This window comes from Acidisoma sp. S159 (assembly GCF_009766125.1).
GTDB lineage: Bacteria > Pseudomonadota > Alphaproteobacteria > Acetobacterales > Acetobacteraceae > Acidisoma.
Genome location: NZ_LMUG01000043.1, coordinates 223,666 through 245,874 on the forward strand (window position 1 = coordinate 223,666; position 22,209 = coordinate 245,874).

Consider the following 22,209-nt stretch of genomic DNA (forward strand, 5'->3'; position numbering starts at 1 on the left):
GATTGGAAGCGAAAACCGCCTCAGGGGGTCAGTATTGCGAGCGATTTCACATTTACCCCTGGATGCCTTATCTTTCGTTGCGAGTCTGCCTCCTACCGGACTCTGCGGCAAGCTTTGTGTGCAAGGATGAGATCCCCGTCGCCACAAGACCGAAGATGAGACCGCAGATAGGCGCGACGTGGGATGCGATCCGATCCAGTTCACCGTCGTAGATGTCGAATAGATAGGCGTAGGTCGCCCAGGCGAGCACGGTGCCCAGGTAGGCGCCGATAGTCGTAGCGACGAAGACGCCGAGAGATTTCACGCTGCGACCCTAGGATGGAGTGGACCATCAAGGTCGTGTGGGAAATGTCAGAAGCATCTCACAAGTCGGGAAGATGGATTACAAAGACGCCATGCCGGCTGCGGGGCGCCGAGAGCTATGCCGCTGCCTTAGCGTCCCGTATCAGCATGATGGTCTGCCGGCTGGTGCCGTAGTGCCTGGCCAACTCTGAGACACTGTCACCGGCCCCCAGGGCAGCCAGCACGGCCTGCTGCTCTTCGTTCCCTAAGGTCGCCGGACGACCGAGAACACTGCCGTCAGCCTTTGCTCTGGCCAGTCCGGCGTGCGTCCGCTCGATCAGGAGGTCGCGCTCGCACTGAGCGACATGGTTGATGACGCCCATCGTCATACGACCCGCGGCACTGGTCAGGTCGACGCCGCCAAGGGCGAGGCAGTGAACCCGGACGCCAAGCTCGGCCAGCTTGGCGACTGTGCTGGAGACGCGTCGATGGCGTCGCGCCCGAGGCGGTCCAGCTTAGTGACGATGAGGACATCGTCCTGCTCCAGCCTGTTCATCAGCTGCTGAAAGCCCGGGCGGCGCGCAATAGCTGAGCTGCCAGAGACGGTTTCCGAAACCACGCGGCGGCGATCGACCTTGAAGCCGGCGCTCTCGATCTCGTGGTTCTGGTTCTCGGTAGTCTGGCCGACCGTGGAGACGCGAACGTAGGCGAAGGTGCGGGACACTGCGGTCTCCTGTCCGGAACCGATGTCCTTAGTGGTGTCCATAAGCCAGTCAAGCTATATTTCGGACATGATAAACGACGGTGTCCATAAACGCTCGTTTTTGGACACCTCTGCCCACATCTGGTGATGTGGTGACGGGTCAAGAGGAATTGGTTTGGACTTGCTCGCGAATGGTGCCGACCGAGCTCCGATGCGGCTCGGTTATCCTCGGTCGGCTGCTAGCAATTGCCCTAACTGGACGAAGCGGCAAGGGACGCGGCGCCCAGCCGCAAGCCACTAAGCCGCAAACTCCATGAGGAGTGGCGCTTCCTGCCCTACTGGCGGGCGACCTCTGGGCGGCAATCGGCACAAAGCAGGCACTGGCGGCGGATCATCGTCGTCGTCATCGTAACGTTTCCGGCGGATGATGTTGCCAATCCGCCGGATCCTCCGCCTGGGCCGCCACGATGTGAAAGACGCGCATCCTAACTCGCCTCTCTCGATGCCCACGTCAAAGTCGTCCACCGCGCGAAGGGCCGCGTAGAGATCGTCGACGTCCACGAAGGCGCCGTTGTCCAGCTGACGCCAGCGCGGGGCATCTGGAAGAGCACGTGCATCTGATAGCCATGACGCAAGGACCGCGCGCTTCTCATCCCTGCTGAGGGTTGGATCACCCAGGATCTCCTCCGGGCGGGCGAGGAAAGGCGCTGACGGCTTCAGCCCGTCCTCTGAGGTCTTGCAGTCCTTTGTATTTTGCGCACTCGATTTAGCGCAGGTACAGCTTGGTCACTCATCCCTTATCTCCACGATCAGGCCTCCCAGCGGCGCTGGGAGGCTCAACCAAAGCCCTAGGCAGCGAAACTTAGGCAGCCTGCGTCTGCGCCTGCCGATCTGTATTCGGATCAGACAGCTTCAGCCGATTGTCTTGTCCAGAGATTTCCGTCGGAGCACCGATCTCGATGCGCCGAGGCTTCAGCGCCTCGGGGATCTCGCGGACGAGCTCAATCGACAGCAGGCCGTTCTCGATTGTCGCCGCTGAGACCTTCACATGATCGGCTAAGTTGAACGTCTGCCGGAAGCTGCGAAAGGCCAGCCCATGGTGCAGCATCTCGCGCTGGCCTTGCTCTGCCTTCTTCTGGCCCGTTACGACAAGCGCATTGCCCTGCTGGACGACCTCAATGTCGCTTCGGTCGAAACCAGCAACCGCCATGCTGATGTGATACCGGTTCTCACCCGTGCGCTCGATATTGTAGGGCGGCCAATCCGGGCGCGCCGAGGCTTCTTCGAGCTTATCGAACAGCCGATCAAAACCCACGGTGGAACGGAACAGGGGAGCGAAGTCATAGGTTCTCATAACCACATCCTCCTTGAGCAACATGGATACGGATACGCCGCCTCCGACGGCGTCTCATCGAGCCGCTTGGGCCTCGACGGTCGGCGAGGTAATTCGGCAGAAATCCCCGTTCAAGAGGGTCGCTTGATTTTTTTTGCCAACCTTTTCGACAGGGGACGCACAGAGAATCTCCCACGTTTTGGGTTCCATGACGGGCCGCACCCGCGAGGCTGCCGTCAGTGGCGTCCGCAACGTCCGCGCATCTCGGGATCGCCTGCAGATGCGGGATTGACGTGCGGACAGCCAGCGGCCGAATACGCTGCCCACGCAATGTGCACGACGGGTGCATTGGTGTTGGAGTGGACGGTCCCACGGCATCGAGTGCCAAGATTGGCTGTCAAAAGCGAGCCAATGAAGGAGGTAGACGCCCAGGATCACCCAGTTTTGCGGCGAAACCTTAGCCGAGCCCAGTTCGAGGCATTTTGTCGCAAGCAGCCCTCTACCGTGATGGTGCTGGAAGCCTGCGGAAGTTCCCACCATTGGGGCCGGTTCCTGCAAGGCCTTGGTCACGCGGTGCGCATGATCCCGCCGCAATATGTCAAACCGTTCGTCAAGCGCGGCAAGAACGACCGGAATGGTTATGCGGCAGAGTTCGGCATCATCACAGCTAAAGGCGCCGCTCAGGTTGCTCCACTGCTGAAGAAGATAGCCGATACTGACGTGCCACAGGGTGCAAAGGCCGTATTGGCCCAACTGGGGCGATGCATCGAGGCGTTGGATGCACAACTGGCCGATATTGATGGAAACCCCTTTTGGACGGTGACCCAATGGAGAGGCGATGGTGAAGCGATGGGTCGCTAGCCACCAGCGCGGGTCGGTTAGATAGTGCCCGTATGTGCAACCTTTACAGCGTTACCAAGGGCCAGCAGGCGATCCGAGACTTCACCCGGGCGATGACCGACCGCACGGGCAATATGCCGCCATTGCCCGGCATCTTCCCCGACTATCCGGCGCCGATTGTCCGCAACCAGCCGGACGGCCGCGAGCTGACGATGGCGCGCTGGGGCATGCCGACGCCGCGGCAATTCCTCATCGACGCAAAGGGCCAGCCAAGGAAGTCGGACTCCGGCGTGACCAACATCCGCAACACGAACTCCTCCCACTGGCGACGATGGCTCGGGGTCGAGAACCGCTGTGTCGTGCCATTCACCAGCTTCTCCGAAAACGAGGTGTCGCCGGACGGGTCTCGGCCGCCGATCTGGTTCGCGCTGGACGAAAGCCGTCCGCTCGCCTGTTTTGCCGGCATCTGGACGCGCTGGACATCGGTCCGGAAGGTCAAGGAGGGCGAGACCACCAACGATATCTTTGGCTTCCTAACGACCGAGCCCAACGCCCTCGTGGCCACTTATCACCCGAAGGCGATGCCGGTGATCCTCACAACCCAGGAGGAGATCGACATCTGGATGATGGCGCCCGCCCTGGAGGCGTTGAGGCTGCAGCGGCCGCTCGCCGACAATGCGCTGATTGTCGTCGCCAGGGGCGAGAAACAGGACCCCCCAGCGGCGTCGGAAACTCTTAGCAGCGAGAAGGTTCAGACCGTCGATGCTTCTCAGAAGCCGATGACGCAGCCTACCTTATGGGAGGTGGCGCCTGAGGAATGAGCGGCTGACCATTCCGCTGATTGACGGGGTTGAGCGGCGGCGCAACAGGCGGCGGCCCGATTGGACGCACAGGCATGCCCGGCGGAGGTCTTGGAGGCAGTCCTGCACCGGGCGGCGGAGGGCCGCCCTGCCCGCATAGCGTGGCGGGGGCGGTGGGCGACGGTTGCCGCCGCCTCCATAACCACAGTTCCAGCAGCCACCACCGTAGTCGCCAATAACCTCGGGCGGGCCGTAGTCAGGCGCGTAATAGGGGGCTCCGCCGTAGTCAGAGCCTTTCGGAGCCGTAGCATCCGGCGAGGCAAGCGCCGATGCCACCACGATCGCCGTCGCCGATCTGCTCATGATCCGGAATGAGCCTCGCGCTCTGCGATGCCATGCAGACGGCCGGCGAGAGCGAGGTCTAACGCCGTGACTCCAACCACCATTAGCAAGCCTGCCAGTGCGCCATTTCGCCGAGGGTTACGTGTCGTGACGCCGGATGCGAGCGTGCCCATGTCGAGCGCATCACCGCCGACCCGCGCCCAAACCCAGAGCATCGGGTCGCGCGCGACAAGTAGGCCGATGCCGGTGCAGATTTCTCGCAGTCCATACAAGCCAACCAGGGTTTGGTTTCGGATTCCGGTTTTTCGGGATACGCCGCGGCGCGCGAAAAGGTCGACCAGACCCAAGCCAATGCTCAACACACCCAGCGCGCGAGCTAGGGTCAGGTCGTTCTCCGAATAAGAAGGCCTATCGCGTCTCGCCATCGTTCATCTCCTGGACAATGCCGAAATGGGCATTGAGCGCACCCGGCGTCAGCACGACTCCGCGATGCACGGAGGGTTTATCTGTTGCCTTGGCGTGCGTTCCTCCGCGAGAAATGCGTCGAGCCCCGCTAGGGCGCGAGTAAGTCCCAAACCGGCGACGTTCATATACGGCGCACATCTTGCCGGATTGTTCGCTCTTACGCAGATTCGCGGGCACACTCGTTTCCATTGCCGTGGCCATTCATGGTTCCATTAGCGTGGCCGCTTATCGTTGGCGAAAGATAACAGCTGAATCGGCGGTTCTCTGACAGACCAAGGCACCCTAGACGGGGGCTCAATGGGATCGGTTTGTGATCTCCCATAGACCGGGGGGCTGCCGGATTGGACTACGTAAGAGCGGGCTAGCTGAGCAGGCAGACAGCGGCCGAATATCTATCGATGGAGGTGGACCACCTGACACCTGAACTCATCGCCCGTAAGGGCAGAATCATCTTGAGGTGTTGCGACGACCCCTCGCTCGCCAATAGCATTTGAGCAGCGCTCGAGGACTGAGCAGCTGGGCAGCTGCATCGGAAGGGCTTTTAGATGAATGACGTGATCCTGGGCGAAAAGCTCCTGTCTTCCTCCGCCTTCAGTCACGTGATCGCGGTGCCCATCGACAAAGTAGATATATCCGAGTGGCTATTCGGCCTTCCCGAGGCGGAATATCAACGCTGCTGCCCGCCCGGTCACATCAGCTGCGGAGCGACAGTCACCGACGATGGAACCCACATGTCGATCAATGTGGAAATGGTCGGCCAGACCCTGATGATCCAGCATTACGTCGCGGAGACGGCAACACCACATCTCTGCCGCATGGTCTCGACCTCAGACGCCTTCACGCCCGGTGGCCGGACCAGGGTTCAAGTTATCTGGACATTGAGTGTGAAGCCCATCGACGACGAGCATTGCGAATATACGAATAGCGTCGTGGCGCATCCCACACAGGCCTTCATGGACTTCATTTCCGAGCACGGGACGACCTTCGAACAAGCGGCGGCGGCTAGGCAGCACGACGGCGGGGATCACAATCGCCGTGAAACGCCGCTTTTGCCGAGAGTATCGCTCGGCGAGCACTTGCTCGAGCTTAGCTCCAGACCATGCCGCGATTGCGGCAACCAGACTTCCCGTCCCGCCCAGGCACGGTAAGCTAGTGCACTCGTGCCTCACGGTTTGGCTTTAATCCCGCTAATTAGCCAGCTTGCGGATCATTTCTAAGAGTGATGTCCTTCGCGATCATGCGGGGTGCGAAGAATTGCGTCAGTACTGGGCCAAGAATGGCAGTGGTTAGCATCAGCACCAACACCGCGTTCAGCATCCGTTCATTCAACAATCGTTGCCCTGATGGATTAATCGTGTCGTAAGCGACAAGTGCGGCAGCTAGCGTCGCCGCGACCTGTGGCAGAGTAAGCGACCACATCGTCAACCTCGCCGGCATACTGTATCCGAAGGCCTGTCCAGTGGCCTGCGCGGCCAACCATTTCCCAACAAGCAGCGCGCCGATGATGCCAATGACGAGATAAAAGTTCCCGACGATACTTGCGATGAAGACAGGCGGATTGATCAGGAATCCTGTCACGATGAAGAAAATTGGGATGAAGAAGCTGTTTCCGATGAATTCGAGCTTCTCCTTCGCCGGCTTGTCCTGCACAGCCGCATTGACCGCCAGCCCAGCCAAGAAGGCGCCGACGATGCCAGGCAGGTTGATCATTTGTGCCAGAAGCCCGGCGACAACGACGATCGCCAGCATCAGAATAAAGTAGGCATCCTCGTTGCTCTCGACCTGCCGCAGGAGATAGGCTCCCACCCGACTAAGGCCGAATAGGATGAGTGGCACAAAAATCGCGATCTCGACGAGCTGGATAGCGAGACCGGTAACCGAAAAGCCACTCTGGAATGTCGAGAGGCAGACGGCGAAGACGATTAATGACAGGGTGTCGGATACAACCGTGGCTCCGACCGTGACCGTCATAGGCTCAAGCCTGCTCGCGCCGAGTTCCCGGATGATGTTGTTACCCAGCAGCGTATGAGAGGCCAGCAGCGAGCCCAGCACGATCGCTGTCAGCATTCCGTAGCCAAGCAGGAAGCCGACGCCGGTTCCCAGTATCAGCGGCATCATTGTTGTCAGCAGGCCGAAGATCATCGTTTTGCGCTGAGCCTGGCGAAATCGCGTCAGATCGATTTCCAGACCGGCGAAAAACATGAGGAGCAGCTTGCCCAGATCGGCGAAGAAGTCCGCTATCGGCCTGTTCATGCCAAATACGTCCAGGCAATACGGTCCGAGTATCACGCCGCTCAGAAGCAGACCGACCACTGGCGGCAGCCGCACCCGCCGCGACAGCGACGGCACACCGAAGATAATGGCCAAGGCGATGGAGAATTTTACTAAGTCCGGCAGGGAGACCGCGTGGGAACGCAAGAATTCAAGAGGATGCATGGTGCCTCGATTTCCCAGATATCGTAACCCAAGCTGCGCGGGGACGGCTCAGATCAAGGTAACCTCTCCTTTCCAGGCACGGTAAACCAACAAGCATGCTTCGCGCACCCTTTTACGTGTCGTCCGCTGAAGAGTGCGCGAGGCGTTACCCTTGGTTTTGGCAGAAACCGACTGATTGAAATCTGGTGGCCAGTTGGGTCGACCAAGCCTGGAACGCGTGTTGCACATCAAGCCACTGATTGAGGGTGTCTTTAATGGCAGCGGAAGTTCCGCCACGTTTGCTCACTGCCTGCCAGACGACCGCTCCGTTCCCACCGTCGACGGCATATGCCTCGGCTGTCGCCGTGCCCGCGAAATAGCCCACGTCTTTGTTGAACGCGTATGCTGCCAGATCATAAGCGGTGCTTGCGTAGGGCGTGTATGTTGCGATCGTGTTGACGACGGGATTAGCGCTCGTAGCGTCAATTAGCGCGACACGTAAAACCAACACTCCGGGTCCGGGATTTTGTGCAAGAGGGCACACTTGCTTCATCGCATTTCTTAAGTCTGATGATGCCAAATTAGCAAGCTGTTGGCGCTGGCCGGGGGTCGCTGAGTTCAAGGATGAAGCCGGATCGGCCCAGATCGTCACGGGATCGACCATTACTGCGGTATAGGACGGGGGCTGCACGTTAGTATTAAGGTAGGTGAAGTCCGCTTGTCCCGAAGCGCCCGGCGTAAGGAGCTGCGGGCTCGGAAGGAAACCATTGGCTGGAACTGAAACCGCCATCTGCTCTGTGGCGCCGCCTACGACCTGACCCGTCTGTAGCCCGGAGGTTGCCTTCTGCTGGCAGCCACCAAGGGTGACGAGACACGCAGCCACGGCAATCCATTGAGTCGTCCGAGACATTTTTGCCTACTTTCGTTCATAACGAGTTCGACACGTGGCAGGTAAAACGACCGGGGGCAACCATCTTTCCTGGGCGCAAATGTGGCATCTCGTCGGGTAGGAAAGCTTGGCATGGTAAACAGTCATTAAAAATTGGGCCTAATTCGAAGGTGAATGCCGGCCGGAGAGTGCAGGGACCGACTCTTTAAGCTTCGTGCTCTTCCAGCGTCAGATGCGCGATGTAGCCGGAGCGGCTCTCCCCAGCGGCGCGGGCCAGGGCATCCAAGCGCTTCAGCACACGACGCGGCAATGTGATGTTTACCCGCTCAACCGTGTCATCGAGCAAAGCAGGATCCAGCGTAATGACGCCGAAGGTCCATCCGGCATAATCCGGCCGCTGGCGCAGTGCTTCCAGGCTGGACGCCGTGGGAATGGCTCTGCCCGCGTCCAGGGTAGCATCGATCCAGGCAGCCGCAGCCTCTTCGGCTCCGGACATAGCGTCATCGAGTGTGTCGCCGGCCGAGAAGCACCCGGGCAAATCAGGCACGATGACGCCGAAGGCAGTGGTTCCGGTTCCAGGTTCGATGGCAATCGGATAGCGCATGATCTTTCCTTACAGTCCGGCCTGTTTGCGGATCGCTGCCACGAGGCCGTTGCCGAGGTCCTTTTTCGGGTGAGGCACTACGACATGGCCAGAGCGGGTGAGATGCTTGAACACATGATGGGAGCCGCGTACCCGATCTAGGATCCATCCAGCCGCTTTTAAGTCACGGATCAGCTCAGCGCTCTTCATTGTGCGCATTATACACACGAAAGGGCCGGGGGTGGCAATAGCCCAAGACGCCACCCCGTTATTGCGGCAACCTACCCTTCCCTCCTCTGTACGCGCGGCAAGTATGTACACTCGTGCCTGACGGCTTCAGGAGCATGCGATCGCGCGGGGTGTTCTGGCTCTCGCGCTCCTCCAACTCCGCCGCCAGCAGCGCCTCGAGGTAGCCGACATGGGACTGCCCCTTGCGGGTGGCGGCCTCCGCCAAGCGTACGAATTGCCCGCCGATCGTCGGCATGCGCAGCGCCTTGCAGTGCTGGCGGATGACCTGGTCCTGGGACGAGCCCTTTTTAATGGGAGGAAGGGAATTGAAGAGCTTCATTCCCTTGACATCCACTTCGAAGCGCGCGTCGGGTGGTTTTGCTAGCTATAGCAATCGGGGGCGCTCCAACGGCAGGATATCCTCCCCAGGATGGCGAGGCCGCCTGCTCGAGTTGTCCGCGCCGCCGTTCAGCGTACGGTTTTCCGCCCCGACTGCAATTACGGGATCGGAGGCGGTGTCAGAGGCAGGAAACTCGGCTAATCAATCGGCATACGAAACGTGAATCGTGTTTCAACCGCGGTGGAGGTGACGTCTAGCCTGCCGCTATGCGCCTGAGCGATCATTGAGGCGATATACAGCCCCAAGCCGAGCCCTTGCTGAGTTGGTCGGAGCGAGTTGCGGTAAAACGGCTGGAACAGATGCTCCATCGTGGCTGCGGGAATTGGCTCACCTGAATTGGCGACCGACAGCTCGAAGAAGCCGCCCTGGGTCCAAGCCTTCGTCCGGATCGACGTATCGCCCGCGCCGTGCGTAATGGCGTTCGCCAATAGGTTGGAGAATAGCTGAGCGACACGCTCACCGTCACACGAGACGGGCTCGACGATCGTGAAGTCAGTTTCGATGACGCGGTCAGGCCATGCCGTTCGAAGCTCAGCAACGACTAGGTCGAGTAACGGCACCAATGAGGTGCTAGAGACACGCTCCAGAGCGATGCCGCCGCCCAAGCGCCCGCGAGCGAAGTCTAAAACACTATCGATGAGCCCGCTCATCCGCGCCGCGCTATCTTGCATTAGCTTGATGATGCCGGCAGCTTTGTCGTCAAGTGGTCGTTTGGACAGCAACCTAATTCCGCCGTCGATAGCGGCGAGCGGGTTGCGAAGATCGTGGCCGAGCACGGCGATGAACTGCTCCCGCAGTTCGGCGTCATGGCGCTGGTCGATCAGCTCCTTGTCACGCGCGTCACTGTAGTCCTGCGCATCAAGGTGGGTAGCGATCAAGTCGGCGAACGCCTTGAACATCGCTAAGGTGGCAGGAGCATTCAGCTCCCTAGGCTCAGGATCGATTGCGCAAAGGGTACCAAACATTGAGCCATCGGCCCTGATGATCGGCATCGATATATAGCTTTGAAAGCCATAGAGCCGAGGGGTGTGGTGCTGGCTGTATCGCTGGTCTAGGTCAACGTGATCTATGACAACCGGTTCAGCGTTGCGCCGGATTTCGCTGCAGATGGTGGTCTCGACCTTTAGCTCTCCGCCTGGCTTTAGGCCAAAGTTGATTTGGTCGAGTAGCTTACACGCGACCCATCGGTCTTCGGTGACCCTGGCGACAGCCGCGAAGCCCATACCAGTCGTGCGGCAAACCACGTCCAGGATCATCGGCACGGCGTCAATCCGGGCGATTGCAGCTATCGCGGCCTTTGCGACATCAGCCATCGGAATATCCCATTTACTCTCGTAGTTCCGTTTTAGAGCCAGGGGAGATTATATCACTTCCAACGGTGGTGCGCCCCTCTTGGTTCCTTCGTATCGGTCCTACGCTGCCAGGCGTCTGATCGTTTCGACGATCTTGGGCAACTGATAGGGCTTGGGAAAGAAGACGGCGGCGGGATCGAAATCCTGGAGGCGGTGGTGGATGAGTGGAGCGAAGCCGGACACAACGACGAGGATAATTGTCGGATGGAACCCGCGGGCGTGGGTCGCCACGTGAATGCCATCCATTTTGCCGGCATTTGGACATCGGTGAACAGCACATCGAAAAGCTCTGGCCCCACGAGCCGTAAGGCGGCTTCATCACCTGACGAGGCCTCTTCGACGTCAAAGCCCTCGTCTCTGAGAAACTCCCCAGCCATCAGCCGGATGAGATGCTCATCCTCAACGAGCAATACACGCAACGCTCCCATGCAATTCTCCCCGGATGCCAGCGCCATGTCTTATCAAGGGATTGGCCAGGGTATTGCCAAACACGACGGCGGCATTGCTGGGTACAGGCACCCACCGGGGCTTCAGATTGGGGCAACCCGCCCTGCCCTTATAGTGTGGCACGGTAAACCTGGATTACCGTGCCCATTTTGCCAATAAAGGGGCTGGTTTAGAAGCTATTTCCAAGAGAGCGCCTTCCTAGGATTGGCGAAAATGCCGGCTGCCAAGGGTTTCCTGGGGTGGAGTGTGATCGTCGAGCCAGGCCCTGTTGCCCGGCTCTGCTGCTTAAGGTTCCCAGTAGACCAAGGCGCGTGGATCGCGATAGGTCTTCGGAAGACTTCCCGTAAACGTTCGGAAGACTTTCGGTGGGTTTACCGGATTCAAGAGATATTGGTAGGGCTACCCTTGGGCTGCCTTTAGACTACCTAAGGTATACTCCTAGCTCGGCGCGGGAGCAGCGGCGAGCTGCCGCAAGCTCGCTATCGGGTTCCTTGAGCTGCCCATCGCGGCATGGGGCGAATTTCACGAGGGCCTAGTCTAAACCCAGCTATCCTACTTAGCGCTTAAATAGTCTCCCGTAGGTCTACGGAAGGTCTACCGTTGCCAAGACGTTTTCGATTGGTCTAACGTCTACCTGGCTTTGCAGCAGGGGAAGAATGCCCACAATCGTATTTGCTTCGCCGAAAGGCGGCGCCGGTAAGAGCACGTCCGCCGTGCTGCTCGCCACAGAACTCGCCCTGAACGGGGCGACGGTCACCATCATAGATGCAGATCCCAATCGGCCGGTAAGCCGCTGGGGCCGCCTGCCCGGCAAGCCAGACAACTTGGCCGTTAGAGATGACGTGTCGGAGAAGACAATCGTGCGAACCATCGAAGAGGAGTCTACACGGGCTGCCTTCGTCATCGTCGATCTGGAAGGTACGGCTAGCCGGATGATCCCCTACGCTATGTCACGCGCCGACCTGGTTGTGATACCGACTAGGGGCTCAACGCTGGATGCTGTGGAGGCGGTCTCCGCCATTCGAGAGGTCCGACAGCAGGAGGAGGCTTTTCGAATACAGATACCAGCCGTAATCCTGTTTACTTGCACCAGCGCCGCCATAAAGCCGCGGACACTCGCCGCAATCGAGACTGAGTTCAAAGCAAATGGCGTGCCGGTGCTGAAGACCAAGTTGCACGACAGAGACGCCTATCGGGCCATCTTCAGCTTCGGGGGAACTGCGGCCGCCCTCGACCCGAAGAACGTACGGAATATCGATGCTGCGGTGAAAAACGCGCAGGAGTTCGCCCAAGAGATTGTTGCACTGCTCCGGGCGAACAGGTCAGGGGCGGCAGCATGAACAAACGATCCAGCATCTTCGGAAATCCCTCGCCAGCACCAACTCTAGATGTTGGTGACTTCCAACCCAAGGCGATACCTGAAACCCGCCCGCCGCCTGCGGAGATAGACGCCGCCAGCCGATTCAAGAGTCGAGAAGCCGCGCCTGAGGCGTCGGTAGACCTACCGTCTACTAAGCGTAAGCCGATGACCTACCGAACTGGCCGAAATGTGGTGCTGAGTATTAAAACTAGCCAGGAAATGGTCGATCGATTCTATTCCTTGGCGGAAACCAAGGGTTGGAAGGTTGGTGAGACTTTTGAGCGTGCCTTAGAGGCTCTCTCCAGAGAACTTTAAGCATGATGCCTATCGTGACCAGTTTCTGCCCTAAGCCTGGTGTGACTTCATGGGCTGGGGGATTTGGTGAGAAGAACGGATACACAGGCCTGATGGGGGATTTAGTGAGGGAAGTGGGGGGTCTGGAGAGGACGCCGCCAGCATTGCGGAGAGGCGCTGGACGTTATCCCGGGGGCTCTAGTGAGCAAACTAATAGATAGAACTAATACTCTTCCAATTAGTCTTCTCACCAAACCTCCCAGGGACACCAATGGACAAGTAGGGCACCATCGAATCATCGGAGGCGATTCGATGGGTACAATCCACCAGCTGCTTGAGCAGCAAGGCAAACAAAGCGCTATCGAAATGGGAACGGTCTCGCGGGACGTCATAGAGGCGGCCGCGCAGTACCTTTCCGAAGAGGACAATGCCCTTGCCTGCGCCTATTCAGGGTGGGCGCAATGCGCGCTGCCTCACCGCAGGCAGCCCGTAGAGCAGGCATGGGTCGTCAGTTCTGAGAGAATGCGCCTGGTGGTCGAGCCAGGAAGGCGGCCTATCGGCGACAGCGACAATCTCGAATTCGTCGGCGTCCCGTTCGGCTCTTACGCACGCCTAATCCTCCTTTATCTTCAGACGCAAGCACTGCGGACTAATTCCCGAGAAGTCGAGCTCGGCCGGAGCTGGCGCGCCTGGATGAGTCGCATCGGTGTTCCGTGGGGAGGCAGTTCGGGCAAAGCAGTTCGCGAGCAGGCCGAACTCATTAGCCGCTGCAGGCTCACGTTCCATTTCCAGGGCGACGGTCGGCTGGGGCTGGTCAATCAAAGTGTGGTTGACGGAGCGCTGTTTCTGGAACGGGAAGGGGTCAGCAGACAGGAGCGCCTCAGTTTAGAGACGGCTAAACTGAGCGAGGGCTTCTTTGAGGCTCTGAAGAGGCATCCGATTCCACTTGAGGAAGCTGCAATCAAGGCGTTGGCGAATAATTCCGCGGCCCTAGATTGCTACATCTGGCTAGCCTACCGGCTCCACTCGCTGGCGGCGCCACGCCTTGTGACTTGGAAGGCCCTCAAAGCCCAGCATGGAAGCGGCTTTAAAGAACTTTATCATTTCAAATCGAAGTTTCCGAGCGTGCTGCAATTAGCACTGGCTGTTTATCCCAGTGCTAACGTCGAGGTGGTGGAGGAGGGGCTCATTCTGAAACCTAGCCGTCCCCCCGTAGCCCCAAAGCTGATCGCTAGCCGCTAACCTCACCAAAACCCCCACTCCCAGCTATCCACTTGCCTTGGGCTCAGTTGCGTGGGTTAGGGTAAGGAGGCCCCGTGACTCTCATCAGGTATCGCGCGGCGGCTCCTCGCCGTTCCCCGAGGATCTATGAAAGATCTTTGTCCATTTAGAGACGGGCTTGCTCGGCTTATCCTCGGCAGTGCCTTCCCATCCTGCCCAAGCCGCCTGGTCGAAAGCCGCCAAGGCCTGTTCCTGATCGAGTTCGGAGAAGGTAAGGACCCTAGTCAGGACCGCAAGTTGTTCCGTCAGATCCTGTTCAAAACTGACTCGCGCCACCTCAGCCCGCGCCTGGCCAAAGGCGAACCCTGCCGCCTGACACTCTGCGATGGTGGCGGGCGGGTCAAAAGCATCAGATGGGGCCATGCCGGATGTAATAACGCCCGCCGCCATGGTTCAAGGCATCTTGGTTCAAGCCTGTACCGCGAGTACTGATTCGCCGTAGACCTGAGCCACGGCTTAAGCGCCCATTCTGGTCGCCTCGACAAAGCTTTCCGTGGCGTCGTCGATGGCGCGGCTGCGCCGGCCTCCGGGCCCATGCACGTAAAGCGACTTCGAATCCGGCCGCTCCCGCGTCACGCCAGGCGCTGGGGACAGGTGCGCTACGCGATGCCTCCCGCGCATGATCAGCCAACTGCAGCCGCGGGTCGAAACTGAATTAATCGCCAGAGCCTTCGCACGAAATTCGTCTGCCCCCGCAGCAACAGCCGCGCGGCCTCGCCCGTCGCGCGCGCAGTGCTGAATATCGTACAACCGGTAGTCCAGACTGGTTAGTGCACGTCGCTCGCGCTAGCCTGCACCAGCCCCAACCGCCGCCAGCAACGTCGCGACCGCGGCCTCGCCTTCGCCCTTAAGCACGCAATCTATCGCGCCCTCGGCGTGGCGCAGTAGATCGACGGCGACGAAGGACGCGCTATGTCCGCCAACGAAGACGAAACACTCCGGCAGCTTGGCTTTGATCGATTTCGCGAGGTCTATGATCTCCGGGATATTGGCGAGGTAGTTACCGGAGAAGCAGACCGCATCTAGACGCCATTTCCGCACCAGCCGGTCGAGATCGCGATGGGTTTCCACCTGGAGGTCGATCAGCTTCACCGCATGGCGGGCCTCGCGCGCGGCTCCGGCAATCATTTCCAACCGAGCGGCTCGAGACGAAGGAAAACCCGTGTGTACATAAGGCCGCTGGGATGAACGGCTAGCAGCTTCATCATCCCTCCTCGTGGATGAAACACGGCCGGACAACGACTTGTCGCCTGACCCTAAGCCACAGGGTCGTCTAGTGTGGCTGTGCTCCGATCGTTACGCTGTGATCGCCTCGCACTCGTGAAGAACAGCAACCGCATGCCTCGAAGGCAGGGTGGCTAAGGCCGGGCCCCCTCCAGTCCCCCCCTTGCAGGGAAGGGGGGCCTAGAACTCGAGCTACGCTTTGGGCCGGCCATGATCCCAGCCGACATGTGGCAAAAAGATTACGACAGCCTAAACGAGATCTTCGACGCCCTGTTTTTCCATGAGGCGAAAAGGAACCCATAGAGGTGCGCGGGCCACAGGATGCGGAGCGAGTAGACTCCACACCCATGCACTTTTGCCAGGACAACGCCTCATCCATGATACGTGCTGTTTCCAGCGCGCGACCAGACTCCACACCGCGCGCGGACCGCACATCACGCGACTCGCAGCCACGAAAACCACAGGAAAAGCGGGTTTTCCACAGCTTAAGCGTGGAGTCTGGTCGCGCCGCCTATTGGAGTCTGGTCGCGCGACTCGGGGTTATCCACTGGAGTCTGGTCGCGCATACTAATAGTTAGAGTCTAATATCTCTGCTAATAGCTTGCGCGACTAGACTCCACGTTGCCGCAGTGGATTTCTTCAGCCATGAACAAAGGCATGGCCGACATACATCGATTGATCCATCAGCAAGGGGTTGAAGAAGCGCGGCGACAGGCACTGACGAAACATGATCGTGCTGTTGTCGATGCCGCCTATCAGGTGCTGAGTGAAGAGGTCGACCGCGTTGGCTTTACTTATTCGGGTTTCGCCTTGACCTGCCTGCCTCATAAGCCAAAGCAGGAAAACGTCTGGAAGCGGGAAGGGCATAACCTGACTCTGCTTTTGCAGAGCGGTCTCGATCGTTCCGGCAAGTCGCTGGGACTGCCCTATGGCAGCTACGCTCGATTCATTCTGTTATTTCTCCAAAGCGAGGCCGTGAAAAAAGGCAGCCGGGAAATCGAGCTGGGCCGTTCCATGCGCGTCTGGCTGAGCCAGATGGGCCTGAGCATTGGCGGCACCACCTATCGCATGGTCAATGAACAGGCCCGTCGCATCTCCGGCTGCACCCTGACCTTCTTCGCCGATAAGGGGAATAAGGAGGTCATGCGGCGTGGCGGCTTCGTCGATGGCTCAATCACGATGACCGATCTCACCAGCGACCAGCCGAGCCTCTGGCAGGAAAGAGTGCTGCTGAACGAGGAATTCTACCGTGCCCTCCGCGACCACCCCGTGCCGCTTAGCGAGCAGGCGCTGCGCGCCATCGGGCCGCGCAGCGCGGTGATCGATATCTATATATGGCTTGCCTATCGCCTGCATGCCCTAACCCGCGATGTCGAGGTCTCCTGGCCCGCCCTCTATGCACAATTCGGGGCGGGCTATGGCCGAGTGCGAGATTTCCGCTCTGGCTTCCTCTCCGGTCTGGAACTAGCCCTTGCGGTTTACCCTGAGGCCAAGGTCGGCGTGGAGGAGAATGGCATCATCCTCCGACCCTCGCGCGCCGCCGTCGCCAAGCTCATAACTAGCTAGGTGTGGAGTCTAGTCGCGCCCCAGTCGAAGCCAGGCAGGCACCCACTGGGATGGGGTTGATCATGGTTTCTGGAACCTGTCGGCTATTTAGTTACGTGACCGCGTCACGATCGCAGCGGCCAAACCCAATGAAGCCCCAGGCTCAGCCAAGCAACATGGACCCCGACCTGGCCCCGTTAGGATCGAGATACTCTGTCCGATCCCTCACCCCAGTGCGGACGTCCGCGTGGGCAGGAACACTATGCAACAAGTGGCCCATCTCAGCCTTAAGACTCTTAACTCGATTGCCGCATTCACCCATTTGACACATCGTTGTGACATTGAACCTAATTCGTATTGGGGTATTGCATCGATTTAAATAAAAGGCATTGCAAGCTTTGCTGCGCTGCGATATCGTGTGCTAGCGGTTAATTTTTGGTAACGGAGCTTCCTCGAACAGGCTAAATGACAGACAGATGAATTGATTTCGCCTCGGCTTGCTTAGCATCTGTTGTGTCGTTAGAGCTCACGCTAAGCTTAGATATAGTATGAAATCGCTAGCTGCCTTTTGTGGCAATAGCGGCAATAGTATTACGAAAGTTTGGCTAGCTTTGTAAATTTTGACTTTGACTAAAACTATATTTTTCGGGTAGGGATTAATTGGATGAGTGTTAGCCTCCCAGGTGGCGTGGCGCCTGCTAACTTCACGGGTGCAGCCGCCGCAGCTTTTGCTCAGGCAGGGTTTGGTCCCAACTCAGTTGTCTACAATGGCACAGGCACCTTCCCGACGCTGAGCCCCGGTCAACCCCTCATCATCGACGCGGCTCCCGGCACCATCATCAACTTGCCGGATGGTGTGAACCTCGGCCCGATCTTCGACGCCAATGGCGGCGATACGATCAATGGCGGCAGCAGCAATGCGACGATCTTCCTCCAGACCGGCCTGGCTACTGGCAGTGTCGTCAATACGGGTAGCGGCAACGCTGTCGTCTATGCGGGCGGCGCCGATACCATCCACGCTGGTTCAGGCAGTGACACGGTCATTGGCGTGGCCGGCAACAACACCGTTATTGGCGGTTCCGGTTCGTTCGTTGGTGAATTCCAACAGGATGATCTGCGCTTTGTCGGCGGTTCCGGAGCGGTCTCGATCGTCGGCGGCTCCGGCAATGACGTCATGTTTGGCAGCACGGGCTCGGCGAGCACCTATCTGCAAGGCGGCACAGGCAATAGCACGCTGGTCGGAGGCTCCGGAACCGGGCCATCGACGATCGGTGGCGGTAACAACATCACCGCCTTCGCCGCCGGCACCGGCCCTACCACCCTGATCGCGGGCACCGGCACCTCCGTGCTGGACGGCCTGACCGGCAAGGGCGTCGAATCCTTCAGCACCAGTCCCTTCGCCACCGCGAACACCACCGCTCTCATGGCGCTGAATGGCGCGGCCGATACCGTGGTTGGTGGTTCGGGCCATTCGACGGTGATCGGCGGCGCTGGCCCCGATACCTATGCCTTTCTGTCTGGACATGCCGGCGGCAGCGAGACCATCCTGGGCCTGAAGTTCGGTGACAAGCTAGTCTTCGGCTTATACCAGGGCAATGCTATTGCAAGCGAAGGCATTACCAACGGCAGCGACGTCATCAAGCTCACAGACGGCACTTCGATCACCCTCGCGGGCTTCGACCACAAGCTCTTTAGTTAGAATCGATAGGTAACCAATACAGGGCTTAAAGCGGTCCAAAACATAGCTTTTTTGGCCCCCTAGCTAGCGCTGGGTGGCTGTCTCAGACCTCACTCGCTTTTGGTTGGATCACCACAGCGGCATCAAACCTACGCTTTGATGCCGCTGTGGCTGGTGATATCCTCGAGTGTGCCAAACGCAATTGAGGTCCATCAAAGATGCATGCTTCCGGAGAACATCTCCATAGATGCTCCGAGCGGCCAGAATCTTGTCAGCTCTCAAGAGCTGGATTTTGAGCCGCTCATCGAGAACTAAGGCGTGACGCTTTCTGGCTTTTTTGACACCATATACGGTGGGAGCCTGTATGGTTGGGCTCGTGATGATGCCGACCCCACTCCAGTTTGGGTCGAGGCCGTAACCGAGGACGGCCAAGTTCTAGGCACCGCAAAAGCCGATATATTTCGTGACGATCTACTACTTGCCGGTTTGGGTGATGGTTGTTGCGCCTACAAGATCGACATCAACGGCAGTATCACTGATCTCGTTGACGCTAAAGTATCCACTCGCCAAGTCGGCAGAACCAGCTGTTTAGCTGGATCGCCAAAAACCATCCAGCTCAACCCAAACTTCCAGTATCTCTTGACACGCGGCACTCGGGCCCAACCGGTTCTAAACAAGCTGCGGGCTAGACTGGACCGTGAAGCGGGTACAGACGCGATATCGATTATCATGCCGGTTTTCAATACTCCACAAGCTTGGCTTATCGAGGCACTGGAAAGCGTCAGAGCGCAGTGGTGCAGTCGGTGGGAACTCATATGCGTCGACGACGGCAGTGTCGCTTCTCACGTTTTACCAATTTTGCGCGGCTATGCGAAAATTGATGAGCGGATACGAATACTCCAGTCACCTCACAATGTTGGTACCGCTAAAGCAACAAACTTCGGATTGCGAGCGGCAAAATACGACTATGTCGTCTTTATGGATCACGACGACTACTTAGAGCCGCACGCCATCTGGCGATTGATCAGGGCGGTCCAAAAATCTAAGGCCGATCTACTCTACTCAGACGAAGTAGTCACATCCGATTCCATAGAACACATTCTTGACATTCGCGCTCGCCCAGCATTCTCGTACGACTACTATCTATCTCACCCGTACTTCGTACATTTGGTTTGCGTAAAGCGCGAAATTGCATACCGCGTAGGGGGGTGGAATGAAGAATTAGCGATCTCGGCCGATGTAGACTTTGTCCTGAGAGTCATCGAGCATGCGAACACTGTGGCGCATGTACCATCTGCGCTATATCGATGGAGGACCCATGGAAACAGCGCAGGACACTCGAAACAAGAAGCCGTCACCACTACCACCACTATGGTTCTGCAACGTCATCTCGATCGAACCGGGGCAAAAGCTACAGCCTCTCCAGGCATCTCGTTCAACCAATATCGGATATCTTGGCCGATTCCAGAAGGCCGTACTCTAATAGTAGTGCCTACTAAGAATAGCGCTGAACTTCTGCAAAAATGCATAACGTCCATTGAAGAAACAGTGCATCCGAATCGATACCGGCTAGTGGTGGTAGATCACCAATCGGATGACCGCAGGACCAAGCACTACCTGAGGCAAACCGTGTCTAAACGGCATATAGTGATGCCGTACAAAGGAAATTTCAATTTTTCGCGTATGAATAATCTAGCAGTCCAACAGCATAGTCATGGCTGCGAGTTTGTACTGTTTTTGAACAATGATGTAGAAGCGACCGAAAAGGGGTGGCTGGAACGCATGACAAGCCTAGCCGCTCGACCCGGAATCGGAATAGTAGGGCCAAGCTTGTTATTCGGCGACAGACGGATTCAGCATGCGGGAGTAATAGTCGGTTACAGCGATGCAGCTGAACACGTGGGCAAATTTGTGACATTCGAAGACGAGGCAGGAGCACGGACCCTCGGCGCCAATTGCACGCTGACCTCAGTACGGGATTTCTCTGCTGTCACGGGTGCCTGTCTCATGATGCGCTTATCGATTTTTCAGGAGGTCGGCGGCTTCCGGGAAGAATTTCCCGTCGCCTTCAACGATATTGACATGTGCTTGCGCGTTCGAGATCTCGATTACCGAGTGCTCTACGACGGACATACGTCTCTCTACCATCATGAGTCAGCTACCCGCACGCAAACCAATGACCTAATTCACCCAGAAGATACGAAGCTTTTCCAAAAGAGGTGGAAGCATTTAATGCACGGTGCAGATCCCTTCTATCATCCGTTTCTTAGTCTGACAGTGCAAGATCATATTCTGGCTGAAAGGCTCATTGTGGCGCCTGCCTCTCCGCGCATTATCAATACCTCCGCGCTTGGGGGCGTAACATGAGAGTCAGCTTAGGCCCACTTGTTAAATGCGATAGCTTAAGGCGATGGCTGACCGTGCAGAAACCGTCACGGTGTTCGAATTTAGGGCGGCTATTCAGCGATGACACCTAACATAGTTGATCTTCCAGAAAGCGCTCGGGTTGATACGCTCTTTTCACCAGCTTTCTCCACCTCTCCCCCGCAACTACGCAATGCTGAGTTGTTAAGTCCTAGACTGCGAGAACTTTACAGGCATCTTTGGAACCAAACGCGGCCGCGTGAGGAAATCGTCTGCAGTGTTGTTTTAAACGCCATAGTCGAGGGACCTGGCTTAGTATTTGACGCGGACCTCAATCTCATACGGCAAACCATTCACCAAGCTACACCTGCTGAGATAGAGGCGGCGACCCACAGTGTGCATCATTACGTGAAGAATGGACTTCTAGCTACGAAGCCCGGGGTCACCCTACTATGTGAGAAAGCAGGTATCGGCAACTACGGCCACTGGCTGATCGAGATGTTGCCGATCGCATTTTTGAATTTGAAGCATCTCTGCGTTCCTGGCGGCTGGCGGCTGCGACTGCCGGTGGCGGGATCTGCTATGAATGCCGTCATGCTGGCCTCCACGGAGCTAATCGGTGTGCCACGTTCCCAGATCGATATACGAGAGAGTGGTCCACAGCGATATGAACAACTCGTAATAGTGCGCGGGCTTAGTCACCACGGCATCCACTACTCCCCTCGAATTATCGATTGCATGGAACAGATGGCTGTCGCCGTGCCGGCACAAGGGATCGAAAAGATTTGGGTTAGCCGTGTCGGTGAGCGTCGCAGCATAGCTGACGAAGCCGGAACGTGCTTAAGATTAGCAGAGCAGGGTTGGTATATAGCTGAGCCCGGCAAAATGACGTTGCGGGAGCAGATCAGTCTATTCAAAGGAGCGCGGCGCATCGCGGGTGTAAATGGTGCCGGATTAACGAACCTCGTGTTTGCAAGCGCCGAGGCTGAGATAACATCGTTTATCCCATCGCCGATGCCGGACGTGTTCTTTTGGATGCTGGCTGGCTTTAAAGGACAAACTTACCGAGAGGTGCGTTGCCGGCAAATGGAGGATCCCGTAGAGCCGGAGGGTTGGAACAGCAAACTGCTGCTCGACGTTTCTGACATCCTTTCAGGACTAAGCTCTCCGTGGTAGACAGATGTAGTCTTGGAACGAGTAGAGTAGGGGCAGCCCTTGCATGGAAGCGCTGTGGCTAAAAGTCCAAATCCTTCGGAGGTGATTAGGACAGAGACACAATTCCGCTCGAAAGTTAAGCTGAGTTATGGTGGTATAACATCTCCTCTGCAGCCGTGCAGATTGGCATGCGAGCACTCGTTTCATTAGTAGGGATATGATGACCCCT

The 22,209-nt window shown here is 57.9% G+C and carries 23 protein-coding genes and 2 pseudogenes; 10 read left to right on the forward strand and 15 right to left on the reverse strand.

Features of this window, described 5'->3' with window-relative positions; translation table 11 throughout:
- Nucleotides 1–67: 67 nt before the first annotated feature.
- The 4 genes from GSQ92_RS12925 to GSQ92_RS12935 form a co-directional block, all read right to left on the reverse strand.
- Nucleotides 68–304: a hypothetical protein gene (locus GSQ92_RS12925; RefSeq protein ID WP_159013531.1), complete on the reverse strand. Its 237-nt coding sequence runs from the start codon at nt 302–304 to the stop codon at nt 68–70.
- Between the two features lie 115 nt (nt 305–419).
- Nucleotides 420–743 (reverse strand): recombinase family protein, encoded by a 324-nt coding sequence (locus GSQ92_RS30940; protein WP_254066617.1) that lies wholly within the window; start codon nt 741–743, stop codon nt 420–422.
- Nucleotides 689–1,006, reverse strand: coding sequence for a recombinase family protein (locus GSQ92_RS30945; protein ID WP_254066613.1), 318 nt, complete (start codon nt 1,004–1,006; stop codon nt 689–691). Before GSQ92_RS30945 ends, GSQ92_RS30940 begins: the two co-directional genes overlap by 55 nt.
- Nucleotides 1,007–1,847: 841 nt before the next feature.
- A complete protein-coding gene (locus GSQ92_RS12935) occupies nt 1,848–2,339 on the reverse strand; it encodes an Hsp20 family protein (RefSeq protein ID WP_159013532.1) in 492 nt (163 codons plus the stop codon).
- Between the two features lie 390 nt (nt 2,340–2,729).
- Between GSQ92_RS12935 and GSQ92_RS12940 the strand changes: the two genes are divergently transcribed.
- Both GSQ92_RS12940 and GSQ92_RS12945 read left to right on the forward strand, forming a co-directional pair.
- Nucleotides 2,730–3,179 (forward strand): hypothetical protein, encoded by a 450-nt coding sequence (locus GSQ92_RS12940; RefSeq protein WP_159013533.1) that lies wholly within the window; start codon nt 2,730–2,732, stop codon nt 3,177–3,179.
- A 32-nt stretch (nt 3,180–3,211) separates the two neighbouring features.
- Entirely contained in the window at nt 3,212–3,979 is a 768-nt protein-coding gene (locus GSQ92_RS12945; RefSeq protein ID WP_159013534.1) for an SOS response-associated peptidase, read from the forward strand.
- Between the two features lie 338 nt (nt 3,980–4,317).
- On the opposite strand, the gene GSQ92_RS12950 is transcribed toward GSQ92_RS12945, so the two are convergent.
- Nucleotides 4,318–4,725, reverse strand: a complete 408-nt coding sequence (locus tag GSQ92_RS12950; RefSeq protein ID WP_159013535.1) for a hypothetical protein — start codon at nt 4,723–4,725, stop codon at nt 4,318–4,320.
- Nucleotides 4,726–5,310: 585 nt separating this feature from the next.
- On the opposite strand from GSQ92_RS12950, the gene GSQ92_RS12955 reads away from it, so the two are divergent.
- Nucleotides 5,311–5,913: a hypothetical protein gene (locus GSQ92_RS12955; RefSeq protein WP_216856821.1), complete on the forward strand. Its 603-nt coding sequence runs from the start codon at nt 5,311–5,313 to the stop codon at nt 5,911–5,913.
- 43 nt (nt 5,914–5,956) lie between these two features.
- On the opposite strand, the gene GSQ92_RS12960 is transcribed toward GSQ92_RS12955, so the two are convergent.
- From GSQ92_RS12960 to GSQ92_RS31705, 8 genes and pseudogenes are all read right to left on the reverse strand, one after another.
- Nucleotides 5,957–7,201 carry a cation:proton antiporter gene (locus GSQ92_RS12960; RefSeq protein WP_159013536.1) on the reverse strand — a complete coding sequence of 415 codons (1,245 nt, stop codon included), beginning with the start codon at nt 7,199–7,201 and terminating at the stop codon, nt 5,957–5,959.
- Between the two features lie 145 nt (nt 7,202–7,346).
- Nucleotides 7,347–8,090, reverse strand: a complete 744-nt coding sequence (locus GSQ92_RS12965) for a DUF3313 domain-containing protein (RefSeq protein WP_159013537.1) — start codon at nt 8,088–8,090, stop codon at nt 7,347–7,349.
- A gap of 184 nt (nt 8,091–8,274) precedes the next feature.
- Complete coding sequence (locus GSQ92_RS12970; protein WP_159013538.1) at nt 8,275–8,673, reverse strand: type II toxin-antitoxin system HicB family antitoxin; 399 nt, start codon at nt 8,671–8,673, stop codon at nt 8,275–8,277.
- Nucleotides 8,674–8,682: 9 nt separating this feature from the next.
- Nucleotides 8,683–8,871: a type II toxin-antitoxin system HicA family toxin gene (locus GSQ92_RS12975; RefSeq protein ID WP_371418557.1), complete on the reverse strand. Its 189-nt coding sequence runs from the start codon at nt 8,869–8,871 to the stop codon at nt 8,683–8,685.
- Between the two features lie 49 nt (nt 8,872–8,920).
- A complete protein-coding gene (locus GSQ92_RS12980; RefSeq protein ID WP_159013539.1) occupies nt 8,921–9,220 on the reverse strand; it encodes a hypothetical protein in 300 nt (99 codons plus the stop codon).
- A 197-nt stretch (nt 9,221–9,417) separates the two neighbouring features.
- On the reverse strand, nt 9,418–10,536 hold the full coding sequence (locus GSQ92_RS12985; RefSeq protein ID WP_254066618.1) for a GAF domain-containing sensor histidine kinase: 1,119 nt from the start codon (nt 10,534–10,536) through the stop codon (nt 9,418–9,420).
- A 156-nt stretch (nt 10,537–10,692) separates the two neighbouring features.
- On the reverse strand, nt 10,693–10,863 hold the full coding sequence (locus GSQ92_RS30950; protein WP_254066614.1) for a hypothetical protein: 171 nt from the start codon (nt 10,861–10,863) through the stop codon (nt 10,693–10,695).
- Nucleotides 10,864–10,892: 29 nt separating this feature from the next.
- A pseudogene (locus GSQ92_RS31705) lies at nt 10,893–11,087 on the reverse strand (response regulator); the annotation flags it as partial.
- A 648-nt stretch (nt 11,088–11,735) separates the two neighbouring features.
- Between GSQ92_RS31705 and GSQ92_RS12995 the strand changes: the two are divergent.
- From GSQ92_RS12995 to GSQ92_RS13005, 3 genes are all read left to right on the forward strand, one after another.
- Nucleotides 11,736–12,419, forward strand: coding sequence for a ParA family protein (locus tag GSQ92_RS12995; protein ID WP_159013542.1), 684 nt, complete (start codon nt 11,736–11,738; stop codon nt 12,417–12,419).
- Nucleotides 12,416–12,754 carry a hypothetical protein gene (locus GSQ92_RS13000; protein ID WP_159013543.1) on the forward strand — a complete coding sequence of 113 codons (339 nt, stop codon included), beginning with the start codon at nt 12,416–12,418 and terminating at the stop codon, nt 12,752–12,754. Before GSQ92_RS12995 ends, GSQ92_RS13000 begins: the two co-directional genes overlap by 4 nt.
- Nucleotides 12,755–13,045: 291 nt before the next feature.
- Nucleotides 13,046–13,975: a replication protein RepA gene (locus GSQ92_RS13005; RefSeq protein WP_159013544.1), complete on the forward strand. Its 930-nt coding sequence runs from the start codon at nt 13,046–13,048 to the stop codon at nt 13,973–13,975.
- A gap of 84 nt (nt 13,976–14,059) precedes the next feature.
- Here the strand turns inward: GSQ92_RS13005 and GSQ92_RS13010 are convergent, their stop codons facing one another.
- On the reverse strand, nt 14,060–14,404 hold the full coding sequence (locus GSQ92_RS13010) for a hypothetical protein (RefSeq protein WP_159013545.1): 345 nt from the start codon (nt 14,402–14,404) through the stop codon (nt 14,060–14,062).
- A 417-nt stretch (nt 14,405–14,821) separates the two neighbouring features.
- A pseudogene (locus GSQ92_RS13015) lies at nt 14,822–15,219 on the reverse strand (cobalamin-dependent protein); the annotation flags it as partial.
- A 676-nt stretch (nt 15,220–15,895) separates the two neighbouring features.
- On the opposite strand from GSQ92_RS13015, the gene GSQ92_RS13020 reads away from it, so the two are divergent.
- The 4 genes from GSQ92_RS13020 (at nt 15,896) to GSQ92_RS13035 (ending at nt 22,001) form a co-directional block, all read left to right on the forward strand.
- Nucleotides 15,896–16,804 carry a replication protein RepA gene (locus tag GSQ92_RS13020; protein ID WP_159013546.1) on the forward strand — a complete coding sequence of 303 codons (909 nt, stop codon included), beginning with the start codon at nt 15,896–15,898 and terminating at the stop codon, nt 16,802–16,804.
- Between the two features lie 643 nt (nt 16,805–17,447).
- The gene (locus GSQ92_RS13025; protein ID WP_159013547.1) at nt 17,448–18,482 is read left to right on the forward strand and encodes a calcium-binding protein; all 1,035 of its coding nucleotides are present in this window, start codon (nt 17,448–17,450) and stop codon (nt 18,480–18,482) included.
- A 297-nt stretch (nt 18,483–18,779) separates the two neighbouring features.
- The gene (locus GSQ92_RS13030; protein ID WP_159013548.1) at nt 18,780–20,828 is read left to right on the forward strand and encodes a glycosyltransferase; all 2,049 of its coding nucleotides are present in this window, start codon (nt 18,780–18,782) and stop codon (nt 20,826–20,828) included.
- A gap of 99 nt (nt 20,829–20,927) precedes the next feature.
- On the forward strand, nt 20,928–22,001 hold the full coding sequence (locus GSQ92_RS13035; RefSeq protein WP_159013549.1) for a DUF563 domain-containing protein: 1,074 nt from the start codon (nt 20,928–20,930) through the stop codon (nt 21,999–22,001).
- The last annotated feature ends 208 nt before the right edge of the window (nt 22,002–22,209 follow it).

Excerpts from the sequence above, each read along its gene's own strand:
- GSQ92_RS12980 (WP_159013539.1), bottom strand. The coding sequence starts at position 9,220 with ATGAAGCTCTTCAATTCCCTTCCTCCCATTAAAAAGGGCTCGTCCCAG.
- GSQ92_RS12995 (WP_159013542.1), top strand. The coding sequence starts at position 11,736 with ATGCCCACAATCGTATTTGCTTCGCCGAAAGGCGGCGCCGGTAAGAGC.
- GSQ92_RS12965 (WP_159013537.1), bottom strand. The coding sequence starts at position 8,090 with ATGTCTCGGACGACTCAATGGATTGCCGTGGCTGCGTGTCTCGTCACC.
- GSQ92_RS12985 (WP_254066618.1), bottom strand. The coding sequence starts at position 10,536 with ATGATCCTGGACGTGGTTTGCCGCACGACTGGTATGGGCTTCGCGGCT.
- GSQ92_RS13000 (WP_159013543.1), top strand. The coding sequence starts at position 12,416 with ATGAACAAACGATCCAGCATCTTCGGAAATCCCTCGCCAGCACCAACT.
- GSQ92_RS12955 (WP_216856821.1), top strand. The coding sequence starts at position 5,311 with ATGAATGACGTGATCCTGGGCGAAAAGCTCCTGTCTTCCTCCGCCTTC.
- GSQ92_RS12960 (WP_159013536.1), bottom strand. The coding sequence starts at position 7,201 with ATGCATCCTCTTGAATTCTTGCGTTCCCACGCGGTCTCCCTGCCGGAC.
- GSQ92_RS13025 (WP_159013547.1), top strand. The coding sequence starts at position 17,448 with ATGAGTGTTAGCCTCCCAGGTGGCGTGGCGCCTGCTAACTTCACGGGT.
- GSQ92_RS12950 (WP_159013535.1), bottom strand. The coding sequence starts at position 4,725 with ATGGCGAGACGCGATAGGCCTTCTTATTCGGAGAACGACCTGACCCTA.
- GSQ92_RS12940 (WP_159013533.1), top strand. The coding sequence starts at position 2,730 with ATGAAGGAGGTAGACGCCCAGGATCACCCAGTTTTGCGGCGAAACCTT.
- GSQ92_RS12970 (WP_159013538.1), bottom strand. The coding sequence starts at position 8,673 with ATGCGCTATCCGATTGCCATCGAACCTGGAACCGGAACCACTGCCTTC.
- GSQ92_RS13020 (WP_159013546.1), top strand. The coding sequence starts at position 15,896 with ATGGCCGACATACATCGATTGATCCATCAGCAAGGGGTTGAAGAAGCG.
- GSQ92_RS13035 (WP_159013549.1), top strand. The coding sequence starts at position 20,928 with ATGACACCTAACATAGTTGATCTTCCAGAAAGCGCTCGGGTTGATACG.
- GSQ92_RS13010 (WP_159013545.1), bottom strand. The coding sequence starts at position 14,404 with ATGGCGGCGGGCGTTATTACATCCGGCATGGCCCCATCTGATGCTTTT.
- GSQ92_RS12975 (WP_371418557.1), bottom strand. The coding sequence starts at position 8,871 with ATGCGCACAATGAAGAGCGCTGAGCTGATCCGTGACTTAAAAGCGGCT.
- GSQ92_RS12945 (WP_159013534.1), top strand. The coding sequence starts at position 3,212 with ATGTGCAACCTTTACAGCGTTACCAAGGGCCAGCAGGCGATCCGAGAC.
- GSQ92_RS13005 (WP_159013544.1), top strand. The coding sequence starts at position 13,046 with ATGGGTACAATCCACCAGCTGCTTGAGCAGCAAGGCAAACAAAGCGCT.
- GSQ92_RS12935 (WP_159013532.1), bottom strand. The coding sequence starts at position 2,339 with ATGAGAACCTATGACTTCGCTCCCCTGTTCCGTTCCACCGTGGGTTTT.